The 16,169-nt window shown below is 66.1% G+C and carries 1 pseudogene (only partly in view); it reads left to right on the forward strand.

Features of this window, described 5'->3' with window-relative positions:
- A pseudogene (locus tag ACFW0G_RS14330) lies at positions 1–16,169 on the forward strand (hypothetical protein) (its annotated part continues 33,590 nt past the right edge of the window); the annotation flags it as partial.

Below are 16,169 nucleotides of genomic sequence, written 5' to 3' on the forward strand. Positions count from 1 at the left end.
GTGGTTGTTTCCGGTGCTGGTGGGCGTTTGGGTGGCTATGGTAGTGGCCAGAACTCCGGTGGTGGTGGGTCCACCCAGTTGCCGCCGGAGTTGCAGAAGTTCTTCAAGGTCACCTGCGGCTTGACCTGGCCAGAGGGTAACGATCAGGGCTTGTGGGCGATGGCGGCCGCCTGGAAGAAGTTCGCCGACGACCTGGCGGAGCGAATCGCCGAGCTCAAAGGCCTGCTGTCCCGGATGCCTGATGCGATGCGCGGCAAGACAGCCGATTCGAACAGGGAGTGGCTCAAAGGCCAGATCCAATCTCTTGAGGAGACCGAGGAAAGGGCCCGCAAGTACTCGAGCGCCTGCCGGAACGCCGGTGCGGACATCGAGAAGGGCAAGGTGATGCTGATCATCATGGCCCTCATGTTCTTCGCCATGATCATGGCGCTCCTCTGGACCATTTTCACCGCCTTTCTCGCGCCCGCCGCCATCGCGGGAGCGAGGGCGACCCTGGGGCAAATCCTGCTGGCGATCCTGAAGAACGTCATAATTTCGGCAGCCAAGTACGCGGTGGGCAACGCCGCGTTCATGGAGTTTCTCGATGTCAGCATTCAGGGCATTCAGAAGCTGCAGGGTGAGCACAGTGATTTCGGTGGCCGCGACGATTGGGACACGGACTCGCTGAAGAACTCCGCTATCGCCGGTGCGATAGGTGGTGCCGGTTTCGGCGCCGTTCGTGGTGGGGCCAAGGGTCTCGCGAAGGGCCTTTTCGGGGGTGGTGGGAAGGGCGCAGCCGGGGGTGGGAAGGGCACGCTGGGCGAGAAGGGCGGTCCCGGCGGGAAGACGATCGAGGAGAAACCTCTGATCAGCGAGAAGGGTGGCTCCGGAGAGGGTGGTTCGGGCGGGAAGGGCTCGGCCAAGGAGGAGGGCGGGTCCGGCGGGAAGGGCTCGGCGAAAGAGGAGGGCGGGCCCGGTGGAAAGGGTTCGGCCAAGGAGGAGGGCGGTTCTGGCGGAAAGGGCTCGGCCAAGGAAGAGGGCGGGTCCGGCGAGAAGGGCTCGACCAACGAAAAGGGCGGGTCCGGCGAAAAGGGCGGGTCCAACGAGAAGGGGCCTGAGTCGTCACTTCTGTGGCAAGGCGGGTACGTCGGTGCTCAGCTCGGCATGGCCGTGGGGGTCAACTGGGTGATGAACCAGCTGAACGGCAGCCACGAGCCGCTCTGGGCCGGGATGCTCGGCGCCGCCGGGCCGTACCACACGACCAGGGGATGGTCGGCGAAGCTGGACGCCAGCGGCGAAAAGCTCCTCGACAAGCTCGGCACCGGGTTGGGCTCGCCGTTCAAGCGGCTCGGATTCGGTGATGCCGGTGATCGGCGTTCGGACGCAGGCGGATCGCTGGGCGACGTCGCCAAGGACAGCGGTTCGCCGGACAGCCACAACTCTTCCGGTAAGGGTTCTTCTGGCGAGGGTTCGTCGGGTGATCGCAATTCTTCCGGCAAGGGTATTTCCGAGAAGGATTCGCCGAGTGGCCGCAATTCTTCCGATGAGGGCTCTGCTGGCAAGGATTCCTCGGGTCGACGCGATTCCACCAGTGAGCATTCTTCCGACGGCGATTCGTCGCGTCGGTCCAGCATTTTCAGTGAGGACTCACCCAACAGTGAGTCGAGCCGCCGTACTTCCATCAGCGAGGGTTCGTCCGACAACGGCTCGGTGCACAAGCAGGACGTCAACACCGGGAAATCGCCGCTGGGTGCCATCTTCACCCAGGACAAGCAGCCGTCCGTCGTCACCAGTTCCGATGGGCACCGTGGCGGCTCCGAGGGGCAGCGCGGTAGTTCCGAGGGGCCCGCGGGCAGGTCGGCTGATCAGGTCAAGACGTCGGTCTCGCCGGAGTCGCCCGCGGCGTCCAAGGCGACCACCGACTTCATCAAGGGAACCTCGGACGGCAAGGTCGAGCACCCGGCGAACGTGCAGGTTTCGCCCCAGGGCGGCGAGCACCGGGTGGCGCCGCAGGGCGAGCCGAACACCCCGTCGCGCGATCCGCAGTCGAATCAGCGGTCGAACATCCAGGATCCGAATGGTCCGAACCCGGCTCAGCGGGAGCCGTCACAGGCGGGGCCGAACACCCAGTCCCGGTCCGGCGCGCCGCAGCCCGGCACGTCGAAGCTGAACACCAGCTCGGAGGGACCGCGCTCGGAGGGACCGCGCTCGGAGGCGCCGCCGCCCGCTGCCAAGCAGCCGGACACGGTCGGGCGTGGCCCGCAGACCAACACGCATTCCCAGCCCGAGACGCGGCAGACCGCTGCCGCCGGTGCCGGCCCCGGCGAGGCGCGGCCCAACTCCCCCACGCCGCCTGATCCTTCTCGGCAGCCGCGCGCGGATCGGCTGGACCCGCCCGCCGACGCGGATGTCCGGCGGCCGAAGGACGAGGTGGCCGGTCCGAAGCCGGTGGAGGAGTCGCGGCCGGAGGCTCGCAAACCGGTGAGTCCGGTGCGGGACGAATCCGGTCCGGCGCCGCGTACCGACAAGTCCGCGGCCGATGTTCGCCACGATGGCTCGGAGCCCGCTCGCGACGTCCGTACGCACGATCAGGGACCTCGGTCGGACAAGTCGCTGTCCGACAAGCCGTTGGCGGACAAGGCTCCGGCGGACAAGCCGTTGGCGGAGAAGGCTCCGGCGGACAAGCCGTTGGCGGAGAAGGCTCCGGCGGACAAGCCGTTGGCGGAGAAGGCTCCGGCGGACAAGTCGGTGGTGGAGAAGGCTCCGGCGGACAAGCCGTTGGCGGACAAGCCGGGCGACCTCGCCGCGTCGGACAAGCCGGGTGCCAAGGGAGAACCGCCGAGGACTCGGGACGGCGGTCCGGCTTCCGACGCGGGCAGCGCCAAGCACGATTCCGGCACCGCGCGTCCGTCCACGGAGAGCGGGGAAGCGGGCAAGAACGGGCAGCGGTCGCCTGGTGGGCCGGAGGCGCCCTCGCGGCCGGGGACGAGCAGCCCCGGCCCGCACACCCCGGGTTCACGCGCCGACGGTGCGGGGGAGGCGAAGCACCGCGGCCGGAACGAGGAGCACGGTCCGCACCACAAGCAGGACCAGCCGGGCGGCCTGGTGCCGGTGATGGCCGATCCCGACCACGCACGGGTGCCGGACCGGCCGGGCTTCTCGAACGATCCGGGCGGCCTTGGCGGTGGCTCGCACTCGGGGACCATCGGCGGGGTGCCGTGGAAGCGCGAGGACAGCGGCTGGCACGTCACCGAGCGGGGCGGTTCGTTCAGCCACGGGACGGACGGCGCGGGCAAGCGGTTCACCGCCGACCTGCCCGCGGGCACGAAGATCAAGATCGATGGTAAGGGCGAGCCCAAGATCCTCGAGCTGCCCGACGGGAGGAGTTACGACCGCGGGCCGGACGGGAACTGGTCGCGCCTGCGCGAGCACCGGGACAACGAGCTGGTCGTCAGGAAGCTGTTCCTGCCCAAGCGGATCAAGCTTGCCGACGAGACACACGCCTGGCTGCTTCCAGGGACCGAGGAGGTCCGGGATGTGCAGGCCGAGCAAGGCGGAAAAGCGGTCCTGTACCGGAACTCGGATGGTTCCCGCATTTACACGCTCGACTCCGATGGGAAGTGGGTGCGTCCGGTGGACCCCGCTTCGCGGGTCTCCATCGACGCCTGGCTGGCGGCCGCGAACATGCGGCATGAAACGGCCGGGAAGATGCACGACCTCGCCGACCGGTACAACCATCCCGACCCACGTCAACGGCTGGACAACACGACCTGGAAGCAGGTGCGGGAAATGGTCCGGTCGGACAACCCGGACGAGGCCTTCGCGGGGACGTACGAGGCGATTCGCAAGAGCAGCAAAAAGTGGATGCGGTGGACCCAGGTGGAAGCGGCCAGGGTGCTCATCGAACACAACGTCAATATGCTGGCCGGTGAGGGTAAGACGTTGATGTTCGCGTTCGCCGCCATCAGGGAGGCGTTCAACCCGGACTGGGCCGGGGTCCATCTCGCCACCAGCAACAATTTTCTCGCGAAGCGGGAGCACAGAGGCCATCGGAAGCTCCTCGGCAATCTGGACATCAAGCAACACTGGATCAGTTCGGACAGGCTGCCGCCGGAGGCGAACAAGGGCGAGCCGACGATCTACGTCGGTTCCCTGGACGAGGTCTCCCACCACCTCAACAAGACGGGCGGTCCCAGGGACGGCAGGCTGCCGGGGCAGGCGCACGATCAGTCGACGGTGCCCAGGCTGTTCATGGACGAGGGTGACAGCTTGTTCCTGTCGCCTCCCCAGTGGATCCTGAACATGCTGGGGGCCAAGGAAGCCACTCCTGAGGTCAAGGGGATGGTCGAGCAGGCCAAGAAGTTCCTCGACGACCACCTGTCCACCGCGGAACACTCCGATGACCGGCTCACCAAGCGGGACTTCGGCCACCGGGACGACAAGACTCCCGTGCGGTCCGCGCTCACGCCGGAAGGGCTGGCCAAGGCCAACAAGCTGGCCGGCAGGACACTGAGTGGCGAAGAGGTGCGCCGGATCAACCTGGCCGCGGCTGTGAAGCTGGGTGATATCAAGGAAAACGAACACTTCCTGGTCAGCTGGCGAAGGGGAAAGATCGTCATCATCAACCGGAGTTCCGGCGACATTTTGATCGATCCGAAAAAGGGTAACGAAAGTCGTTGGAACAACGGGCTCGCGCAGGCGGTCGAGGCGGAGTACGGCCTGCGGATCCGGGCCGACTCGACTAACGAGAACAGTAGGACGATCACACTCGAGCAGGTCCTCGCTCGCTATGGGAAGGTCACCCTCGCGTCCGGCACCATGCGGGGAATGGGGCCGCACCTCAAGGCCGTCGGCCTTTCCGATCATGTAGAGTTCATCCCGCCTTATTACGAGGACCGGCTGCGGGAGAACACGCACGTGTTCAGCAGTGCCGACCGGGAAAGTCAATTCAAGCTGATCAACGAGAGCATCCACAGAAATCTCGAAGACGGCCGAGACGTGCAGATCGTTGTGAACAACAACGCGCATGGCGCGAAGATCTCCGAGTTCATCAAGAACAATCCCATCGGCGGTAAGACCGTCGAGCACCCGGTCGCCGACGCGCGTTGGCTGGACGATCAGGGAAAAAGGCGTTACGAGAATCTTGAGACAACCGGCGAGAAGCAGTTCGGGAAGAATTTCCGTGTTCTCGTCGGGAACGACATAACCGGGCGTGGCCTCAACCCTGGCGGGAAAGATCTGACCATGATCATGGTTGATCCGTCCGATGTGCACCCCAATGTCACCGAGCAAAGGGCTCGCCGGACGCTGCGCAATGGTGCGGAGCGCGGTCGCGTCGAGATCTACATGACGCCGGAGAGTGAGGCGGTCAAGAACTCGGGCATTCCCGACCCGCAGGTCAGCATTATCAAGTACGCCGATTCGGGAAACGGACTGCGTGATCTGTTCGACAGGATCGAAAAGGCGACCGCCGCTCGCTTCGATCTGAGCAGGCTGGGTGACCCCTCACGCGTCCACGGCGACAACGAAGCCACCCCTGGCGACGACGACCACGACCGCAGCGGCGACACCCGCGGTCTGGACAACGACACCCTCGACCGGAAGGACGACGCTCCTCGACGCGATCACGGTGATTCCGGGTCTGACCACGACACGCGAGGCCGCGATGAGCGGACCCCGTCGAACGACAACCAGCCCGGCGAGGACACCTCCCGTGACGAGCAGGCCCCCGGGCACCGGTCGGACGAGCCGCGGCGGCATGAGTCCGATGAGGACAGGACGAGCTGGCCGCGGGTGGCCGACCCGGAGCACCTGCGGCGGATCCAAAGCGGGATCGACGAGGTCCTGGAGTACGACGAACCCTGGAATTCGGCGTCGAGGCCGCCCGCCTCGATCGAGCAGGCCCGCGCGGCCTACGAGCACTGGCTGAACGCCGACGGGCACAAGGGCTACACCGGCGACCCCGCCTTCAACGCGGCCTATCACGCCGTGCGGAACGGCCTTCTGCCCCCGCACACCCCGGCACCGGCCGGCGAGGACGCGACCAAGTCGTCCCCGGCCTCCGCACCACACGACAACACCTCCGGCAAAGCGAAGGCCGCCGACCCGGAGCACCTGGCGCAGGTCCGCCGCGAGATCACCGAGCTCATGGAGCTCGAACACCCCGGGCAGGTGGCGCCGAAGGGGGCCGCCCTGGACGAGCTGGCTCACGCGGCCTACGAGCACTGGCTGAACGCGGACGGGCCGAACCGCGTGAACACCGGCGACCCCGCCTTCGACGCGGCCTACCACGCCATGACGAACGGCCTCCTGACCCCGGACACCCCGGCACCGGCGTCCCACGAGACGGATTCGCGCGCCTGGGACGAGGACCGGAAGCGTGACTTCCTCGAGCACGGTGTCGAGTTCGCGCGCGCGGAAATGGAGAGGCTCAAGAAGACCCCTGTGCAACGCGCCGAAGTGCTGAAGGCGTTCGACGATTGGCAGGCGCTCGAACGTTCGTGGCCGCGTGACACGATGCATCTCGCCAACGAGGTCGCCCAGGTGGGCGTGCATCCCGAGGGCCGCATCGTAACGGCGCCCGGTGGCGCGATCGGGGTCGAGTCGGAGGTCGGCGAAGCTCAGGTGACCGGCCCCGTGCTCGTCAACGGCCGGCACGTGAAGCTCATCACCGACGAGCTCACGGGGGGCCAGCTGATTCCCGAGATGGTCAGCGAGCCGGTGGGCGTGCTGCGTGGGGAGCAGGGCCGGCCGGACGCTGCCAAGGTCTGGGGCGAGCTCGACCGCACCCTGCGTTCGCTGCGCGATGCCCGCCCCGACCAGACCATCGCGGGCCTGTTCGGGAACAAGGACGGGTTCACCGTCGGCAAGGGCGAACTCACCCGGGTGAAGCTGCAGGATCTGGGGCTGGAACAGCTCGCGACGCAGCTGACCGTCGGGGTGTCGCACTTCGGTCTGCAGAGCTTCCTGAAGGAAGTTGCCGCCGACGCGCGGGCGGAAGGGGTGCCGGCGGACGCGCTGGAGGCCCGATTCCTCAATCAGGCACTGTCGTTCGGTGAAAGGATCGCCGGCGAGTTCCGCGAGCATGTCGGCTCCGACGGTCCTGTCGGATCGCACGCCGTGTGGGACGAGGGGCTGGCGGCCGATACGACGGCGATGGCGGGGTACGCGGCACTGGTCTACACACAGGCCGCGGCCGCCGCACCGACCTGGGGAAAGTTCGACGGCGCCCTGAGGAAGAACTTCACGATGGCGCTGTCGCGCATGCCGATGTCCGTCGTGCGAGGCGGGTTGCCCCGACGCGTCCAGCACTACCTGAAGAACAACGCCGAGGAGCTCACCGCCGCCTTCGAACGCACGCTCCGGGACAGGAACCAGGACCTTGTCCGCGAAGACAAGCTCCCTGAGCACGCCCTCGACCAGAAGCTGCGCGGGGGGAGGAGCCCGTTCTCCACACGTGACTACCTGCGTCAGGCCTGGCAGCCTCTGCGGCCGGGTGAGAGGCTCGTGCCGCAGTCGGACGCGGTCGGCACGATGAAGACCGAGCTCAAGGAGCTGGACGCGCACGGCGACCGGGCGCAGCTGCCCCTCGGCGCCTACGAACTGCGATACCCGCGCAACAAGCTCGGCGCCAAGGGATTCGCCTCGGCGTACAAGCACTTCCAGCAGTGGACGGAAAACAGCCGCCGGATCGACGACGAGGCGTGGAAGGCGGCGGCGTCGTCGCGGGCCAGCGAGAACGGTCCGGATCCGGTGCTGAGCGTGCCATCGGCGCTGCGGGACACAGATCCGGCCTGGCTCGCCGACGAGCCGCGGCCCGATCCCCTTTCCGTGACATTCAAGAACAACAAGAACAACAAGTTCGAAGTGGCCGATCCGGGCAAGCTCGCGAACTTCGCCGAGGAGGTCCTGGACCAGGCGGCGGCCGTCGTGAAGGCGGGTGGCGACGGCCTGGTCGTCCACGTCGAAGGCGGTGGCAATGGTGGCCTGCGCAGCAGGGGCGCGGAGGCGTCCGGGCGCGAGCGCGCCCAGGTTGTCGCGGACCTTCTCGATCGGCGGCTGGGGCGATCGGCGCCGGTGCGGGTGGTGCCGTCCTCGCGTGGTGAGGGACCGGGCCGTTCGCCGCGATGGGCGCCCACGAGCGCGGAGGACCGCCGCCAGGTGCGTGTCTGGGTCGAGCCGGTGGCTTTGGCTCGACCGGGCATGGCCGGGCGTGGCCACACGCTCAGCGACGAAGCGTTGGACGCGGCGGTACTGCGGCCGTACGTGTGGGCCGCCGTGGAGCAGCAGCCGGGCGTTGGCGGGCAGCTGCGCGAGGATCGGCTGCCGGACAATGGGCAGGTGCTGCGGGCGCTGCAGGATCTGGACCGTGCGGGCGGACGCCCTGGCGATCGGAAGGGGGTGGTGGACGCCCTCGCGCAGCGGTTCGCGCAGCAGACCAGGCAGGGGCCGCGCCGATACCGCGAGGCGCCGCCCAAGACCCTCAACGAGTTCGAGCGTGCGGAGATCGTCTCCGAACTGCGCAGGAATCATCAGCGGCCGTCCCGGGAACGGGCCGACGAGGTATACGCCGAATATCTGCGCTATCGGCCCGCGAATCGCCCGGTTCCCGCCCAGGCTCGTCCGTTCGCCGTCGACGTGGCCACGATCGGGCTGTCGAAGGGAAAGCGGCTACCGGAGCCGGTCGGACACGGACGGCCGACCGAATCTCCTGCCACGGAACCGGAGTTCGCCGGGACGTCGCGTTCCGCCTCGGGTGACCGTCTCGATATCTCACGTGCCGTGTCGACCCAGCGCGGCACGGATTCCTTGGCGACTTGGGCGGGGAAGCAGCGCGAACTCGGCAGCGCTGCGGAAGTCGCGTTCGACGCGGTGCTGTCCGGTGGGCGGCAACCGCTGACCGACCAGCAGCGTGAGCAGCTGGTCGAAGCGGCGCGGCCCAGCCCGGTCCCGATGGTGTTCACCGCGGCGATCCGCGCTGGAGCGCTGGACCGGGCGACGGGCGTCGTCGGCGACGGTCTGCTCGTCACTCCCACCGGCCCGGGAGCGGCTCGCTCTTCCGGGGGCGCCGTGCGCGTGGTGGCCGAGGCGGGGACACCGCTGGTGGCGCGAGTCGGCGAGGGCGGTGTGCAGTACGTGTTGCCGCCGGGTACGAGGCTGACGCCGGGTGGTGACGGCTATCGGGTGGTGTCGGAGTCGACGCCCGATACCCACGATGTGGGGAACCAGTCCGAGCCGGTCTCGCGCGAGGCAGTGCCTGCTCCGCGGGACGAGGTGAACGGGGGTGAACGGCTTACCACCGCGCAACCCAACGCTCCGCCTGCCGGTGTCACCGAACCACGCGCGGACCTGCGAGCGTCCGGCGATGGTACGAACAAACATCCCCTGGCGGCCTTGGCGAACACCCCGCTCGGGCGTGGGGCGGCGATGTTCCGCCTGCTCGGGGATCGGCCATCGAAACGTCTGCGGCTGAGTGAGGACGACTCGCCGGTGACCACGCAGTGGCCCGTGGACGATGATATTCCCAACACCACGCAGTGGCCCGAGAGCGCTGACGAGGTTCCCGGTACGCAGCGGCCGGAGGACGAGGACTGGGCAAGGTCGGAACAATACCGGCTGCTGGCGTCACAAGGGGACCGGACAAACCTCCTCAGCGGTGTTGACTATCGTGGCAGGACCTACTTCTTCCGGCCCGACGACGTTGTCGTCCACGAACTCCACGACTCGAAAAACAAGGTGATGGGGTTCGCCTTCATGGCGGACGGGGAAGACCTGAACGATGCCAGGGAATGGGCGAAGAGCACCGATAAGCACGACTACTACATTCAGGTGGCCAAGGAGCACAGCCGCCCAGACCCGTATACCGGCTTTGTCGACCTGGCCGACGCCCTTTTCAACCGGTTGTACAAGGCTTTCCGGCCATCTTGGAGTAAGAGTTACGAAAAGGGTGGCATAGGTACGCTTTTCTCCGTGACGCATGGCACGCCGACCGGGTACGAAACCGTGTTGCGGGGTGGCACCGAACTCAGTGTTGTTCCTGAGAGCTATATTCGGGTCCTCAGAGAGAACTCGAGGACGCGAAACATGATCGCTGCCTATCGCGACGGTGATGTGAGTCTGGTGTCCTGCCAAACCCCCGACTCCGGCGAACTCGACGGCGACGGACGAAACGCCGATGTGGCGACGCGGAGCATGCGGGCCGCCGCCGCGCTGATGGAGAGTCCGGAGTTCACCGGCCGGGTGCATGCCCCGACCCAGATGGTGGCGCTTCGTGCGATTCAGCACCCCCGTGAACCGGACACATTTTTGCCGGTGCACGCGGTGCTGGATGGTGGCAAGTATGTGACGTATACGAGGAAGAGTGCGGAAAGCGGGCTGCCGTCGAGCGCTCGTGGTCCCGATGAGCGCACCTCCGCGGGTGCTGAACTGTCGTCCGCGGGGCGCGACGGTCCCGTTCTTCTGCGACCGCTCCGTCAGCGGCCACGTCCGCCGGTCGTCGAGCGACGGAACGAAGACACGGACGCAACGGACGCGGGAGGTCTGCCGGAAGAAGCCGCGGGCCAAGGCGACCGCGGGACTTTTACGGAAGTTCGGGAAGACGACGCGATTCACGATGAAGTGGAATCGCCGCTACCCGGCGCTCAGTTGCCGGAGGACGAGTGGCTCGACGGTCCACAGTGGCAGAATCCGGAAGCCCGAACGGACCCGGACTTCATTGATGCCTTGACGACCGCGGGGGCACGCAGGTGGGTTTGGGGAGCGTTGGAGCGAAATGCCGACGTGGTGAACGGCCTGCGATGGATGGACCACCATGGCGGACTGGACGGGCACTCCATTGTTCGAGACGCCTTGCGTGATTTCGACCGTGTCGGGCCCCGGGAGCAGGAACGCTCGAACAGCACGGTTACCGCGGAAGGCTTCCTGAGCGAGCTGCGCGACGATCCCGAGTTCGTCAATGCCTTGAGGTGGCTGGATGGCAGGGGACTGCTGGGCGACCACCTGTCCATTCAGTACTTCCTGCTGGAACATCTCGACGATCTTCTGTCGGAGCAGGATCGCGCTCGTGCCTTGGATGACAATGTCTCGCCGGACTTCCTGCTGAACTCGCTGGATAGCCACAGCGATCTGCTGAACACCATGCGCCGGATCGACAGGAGCTGGGACGGCGCTGCATTTCGTAATAGCGTCATAGAAGCGATCGAGAATCCAAATGGTGGCCAACGCAATCCGTATGCCGATTTCGGTGGTATGCCTCGGCGGAGGACAGCCGAGCCTCGTGCCGAATCGGATGAGTCGGGGGCGCGGTTCGAGGCGGACCTGGCGAGGTGGGAACGGCAGGAGGAAGCGGAGTGGCAGGCGCGGAACCGGCAGGTCCAGCAGGATCGGGAGTCCGGGCGGCTGAACGACGCCGACTACCGGCAGAGGCTGGCTGAACTGGAGCGGTCCCGTGGCGAACTGCGCGACGCGCGGCGGGACGAGTGGACGAGGAACTGGTGGGTCCACGAGCAGGAGCGTGGCCTGGGACGGACCTGGCGTGCCTCGTCGCAGCAGGCCGCGTTGGAGAATCTGGGTGATCAGCCGGACGCGTCGCCGCCCCCGCCGGGCTATGACGCACCGGCGAGTGAGTGGAGGTCGCCCGATGCTCCGGCGCCGCGTTATCGGCCGTCGGCCACGCGCGCGCCGAGGTTGGTGCGGACCGAAGAGCACCTGAACCAGGATGCCGGGCCGAGTGCCGAAGTCCCGTCAGTTGATCCGGCTTGGTTCAAGGATTCGTACAAAAAGGGCGACCTCATCGATTTCGATGTCTTCGCCGACAAGGAAGCTCGGGAAGCATTTACCGAGAAATTCGTTCCGATACTGCCTGCCATCAACCGCGATGCTTACGAACGCGGCGATCCCGGGCATGACACGAACTGCGCGGATGCCACCTTCCAGCTCGCGCGTGCCTTGGACAACCCGGCGCTCGCGGCGAAGCATCCCGAACTGTTTCGGGCGCTGCCGAGTGATCCGGTGCACAAAAACGACCTCGCGAACTCGCTGGGTGGCGGGGAATGGCGTGACGTTCCTGGTGGGCGTGCCGAGTTCGCCGAGAAGGTCCGGGCTCTGGCGGCCGGCAAGTACGGCAAGGTGTTCGAGAAGTTCGATTCCGGGGCGGGGCATTTCCTCACTGGATGGCATGCGAAGCTGGGTGATGGCTGGGACGCTCCGGTGCTGCTGGACCCGGGGCAGGGAGACGTCGGGTCCCTTGCGCGGGCGCGTACCGCACTCGAGTTCTTGGACAAGGCCTTCCCGGATCTCACCGAACGGCCGGTGAACACCCTGGGGACCATCGACACCAGTCATGCTGAACTGCGTGAGTTCGGTGCCGCGGATGGGGTCGGTGAGAACCTTCCCGACAGCGACGCTGACATGGGCTATGTGACCGCCAACGCGAAGAGGGTGATCGATGACTACCTGAAGCTGGTCGAGGATGTGACCGGCAAGAAGTCGGCGGTAGGCAATCTGTTGGCGAAATGGCTGAACAGGAAGCCTGCGGATATGGACGACCTCGAAAAGGGTGCGGCTCGGTTGCTCGTTCGCGCGCACGGTGGGGAGACCCATCCGGCGGACGCTGGGCAGGTGGCGCTGGCGAAGCACATTCTCAAGGGGATGGAGCAGGAGAAGGTCACTTGGAACGCGACTGGAAACGCCTCTGAAGACGCGTGGAAAACGCTCAAGAGCACGGTCTTGTTCGGTACGGAGTTCACTTTCAAGAACAAGAAGATCGAAGGTCTGAATGTCAGTCGTCAGGTAAAGAACAAGGAAGAGAACAAGGCTCAGCAAGGTATCGCGCAGGAGGCGGCGCGGTTGATCAACGGCTGGGCCGCGCGTGTGCAACAAGATGCCCGCGAACTCCGGGATCAGGGCATCGAGCTCAAGGTGACGGATGTCGGTAGCCCCAATAGCTTTGTCACGAAGGAGTTCACGTACACGAAGGGCGGCGAGTCCTGGTGGTGGCGCCTGGGTGTCGACGACGGCTGCCTCGAGACGCAGACGAAGCCGTCCACCGCAGCCACTTTCGAGCATGGCTGGATCGCCGGCACGATTGTCGACAACCACATCTTCAAGTACGCCAATGAGGTAGGACTCAAGGTCGACAAGTCGATCTCCGGTGGTGACGGTCATATTTCGGTCGATTCGGAGACGGCGTTCGGTGGCAGTACGGAACTGTTCCTGGCTACGCTCAGGAGCCTCCAGGAAAATAACGACGAGTGGACGGGCAGGCTGAGGAGCCGGGAAGGTGAAAAAGACTCGACGAACTCACCGTGGCTGAGCGACCTGGTCCTGCCGGACGATCAGGGCGGTGGCGGCGCGCTGAATCAGTTCACTGCGAGAATCGATGAATTGATCAAGGACGCACGCGACGGCAGCGTCGACACACCGGATGCGACCGGCAGGCTCAACGAGTTCAACGCGAAGTTGAAGAACCCCGCGATCGAGAACCTCGATGGCAAGGATCCCATCAGGGAGACCGTCAACAGCCGTCCCGCTCATTATCGGGCCGTGAATATCGAGCACATGATCGATCCTGACCCGAGCCTGCGCAGGCTGGAGTTGCGGGACATCGCAGCGCAGAGCAGCCGTGCGGAACTGCAGGATCACTTCCGGTACATCCTGAGCCGAATCCAGGAAGTCCGTGCCGAAGTTCGCGCTGAGCAGCAGCAGCGTATCCACGACGTCTTGGCGCGCAAGGGCGCACCGAGGGCGGCGAATGTCGCTCCTGTGGCCGGTGACCACCAAGTACGAGGCGAGCGTGCGGAGCAGGACGGTATGCCGTCGAACTCCGCGGCCATCGAGCCCTCGCGCTCGTCGGACGGTTCGGATGCGGTGCAGGCGGCGCGAGCGCATTTGGCGGCCCTGCATGGAGACCCTCGGAAGTGGCAGTTCGCCAGCGACATCGTGACGGATACCTTCACGGGGAAGCGCGGTGATGGTGGCCGGGTCACGGTGGGCCGGGAGCGTTTGGAGACCCTGGTTTCGGATGTCAAGAAGTTCTATGACATCACCACCGATTTGCGCGACCGTGAGCCCCCGCGTGGCGCGGTGAAGCTCTATCGGGCGGTGATGACGGGGCCGGAAACAGGGAACGGATCCGGGTTCGTCGAACGGCTTCCGTCGTCTGCTTCGCACTCCCTGGAATTCGTGCGTAGCTGGGCCGAGGGACACAGCGGTGGCCTGCGGAACTACCGGATCATGGAGATCAGCGTTCCGCAGGGGCACCGGATGATGTCGTTGGCCTTCCCGCCAGGGCACGAGTTGCGGGCAGGTGATCCGCCGGAAGTCAATCGTGCTCAGCACGAGGTGGTGCTGGCGCCGACCGTATTGCACGAGACCGGTCGGCGAACCGAGGACGGCGCCGAGATCGTTTCGGTCGATGCGCACGAGCTGTCGTTCGAGGACGCGGTCGAGCTGATCCGGGATCAGTCCTCGGAGATGAATCTTCGGGAGGCGTTCGAGCACTTCACGACGTTCTACGCGGACGGTCGGCTGCAGCGGGCGTATCCCGAAGATCTGCGTGACGCGGTGGTGACACCGTCCTGGTCGGAGGACGGGCGGGAGTACACGGCAACGGTCACGCGGCCGGGGTCGGCCGACACGCTCACCGTCACCGTCCGGCACCTCCAGCAGGCTGAAGACGGCCGGCCCGACGAACGAGTGCAGGTACGGCTTCGTCCCAGCGACGACCCGGACTTCGAAACCATTCTCAACTATCGTGTCAACGACCTGAACGGAATCGGTCCGTACCTGCGTGGGCAGGAGCTGCAGCGGCACGATGCTTTCGTGCCGCCTCAGCCGACAGCGTGGTACGAGATGCCCGTACGCGACGAGCAGGCCGGTCACGATGCCGCGACTGCTGACCTGACCGACTTCGGCGGTGCGTATCGGCCCGAAAGCGAACAGGACGGTTCGGCACGGCAGGGGAATGACCGGCTGACGCATGATGACGGCGCTCCCCGGTCTGACCGGGTACATATCTCGCGGGGATCGAAAGCGCTGCGGAGCCTGAAGTCGTTCTTGCGTTCAGAGGACGAGTCGAACCCGGTGGTCGAAGGCCGTCGGCAGTCCGACGGCAAGCTGGTCAAGCTGGATCCACAGGAGATCCTCAGCTACCCGATCAGGAACAGGAGTGGCCAGGAAATCGGCGCCACCTACCTGACTTCGGAGCGGGATCGTGAGAAATCACAGCGTTTCTTCGCCAGCACGGATCGGCACGACAAGCTGCTCCGGACGCTGCCGGGAGAGCCCGCGGGGTGGGCGGCCAAGAACCAGCAGGTGGAACCGACCGGTGCGCTGGTCGATGCGCCGTGGCATGAGGACTACCGGGCGACCGTCGATTCCGCGGCGGTGAAGCCGGGTGAGGTGGCGACTGACGGTCCTGTTTTCGCCGAAGGCCACAGCGACGAGGGCGACTTGTTCCCGGTGGGGACGAAGTCCGACGGGATAGTCGACCTCGACGGCCCGAACTTCGGCAAAGCCGTGGGATTCGGCGAGATCTTCCAGCGGAACCTCCAGGCTCGGCCGGGTGCGTCGCTCGTGCTGGCCGTGTGCGACGTCGGCGAAAGTCCGGGCGGGCGCAAATTCGACCGGGTGTTGCGCGACCTGTTCGGTTTCCCGAACAAGATTCACATGCCGCGCGGATTGCTGGATTTCGATCTGCTGAAGAACCCCGAGGTCTACTTCGCATCGGTCCGCCGGAACAAAGGTATCGCGACGAGTGTGCCCGGCAGGTTCAGCCGGAGGCGGGTCAGCGGCCGGTACGGCGATGGAGAACTCGCGTCGGCGGCGTGGCGCTCGGCGGATGCCTACAACCGTCGGGTCGCGGCGGAGAAGAAGGCGGCCGGCGAGGGGCTGGCGCACGGCGATTCGGAGGGACCTGCTCGTTCTGCCGAGGAGTACCTGCGGCGGGTCCGGCCCCAGTCGAAGTTCTTCAAGGGCCTGAAATCGTTCTTGCGTCAAGACGGGAAGGGCTATCCCGATTCGGTTATCGTGGGTCAGTACGGCGATGGCGATACGGGTAAGCGAGCGGAACTCGGGCTAGGGGAGATCTGGTCCGCCCCGATCAAGAACAAGAGTGGCGAGATCATCGGCGTCACTTTCGATCTCCCGGGCCGGGAGAAGATCTTCGAGCATTACGCGAGTACTGATCGGCA

The organism is Amycolatopsis sp. NPDC058986, from assembly GCF_042741125.1.
Classification (GTDB): domain Bacteria; phylum Actinomycetota; class Actinomycetes; order Mycobacteriales; family Pseudonocardiaceae; genus Amycolatopsis.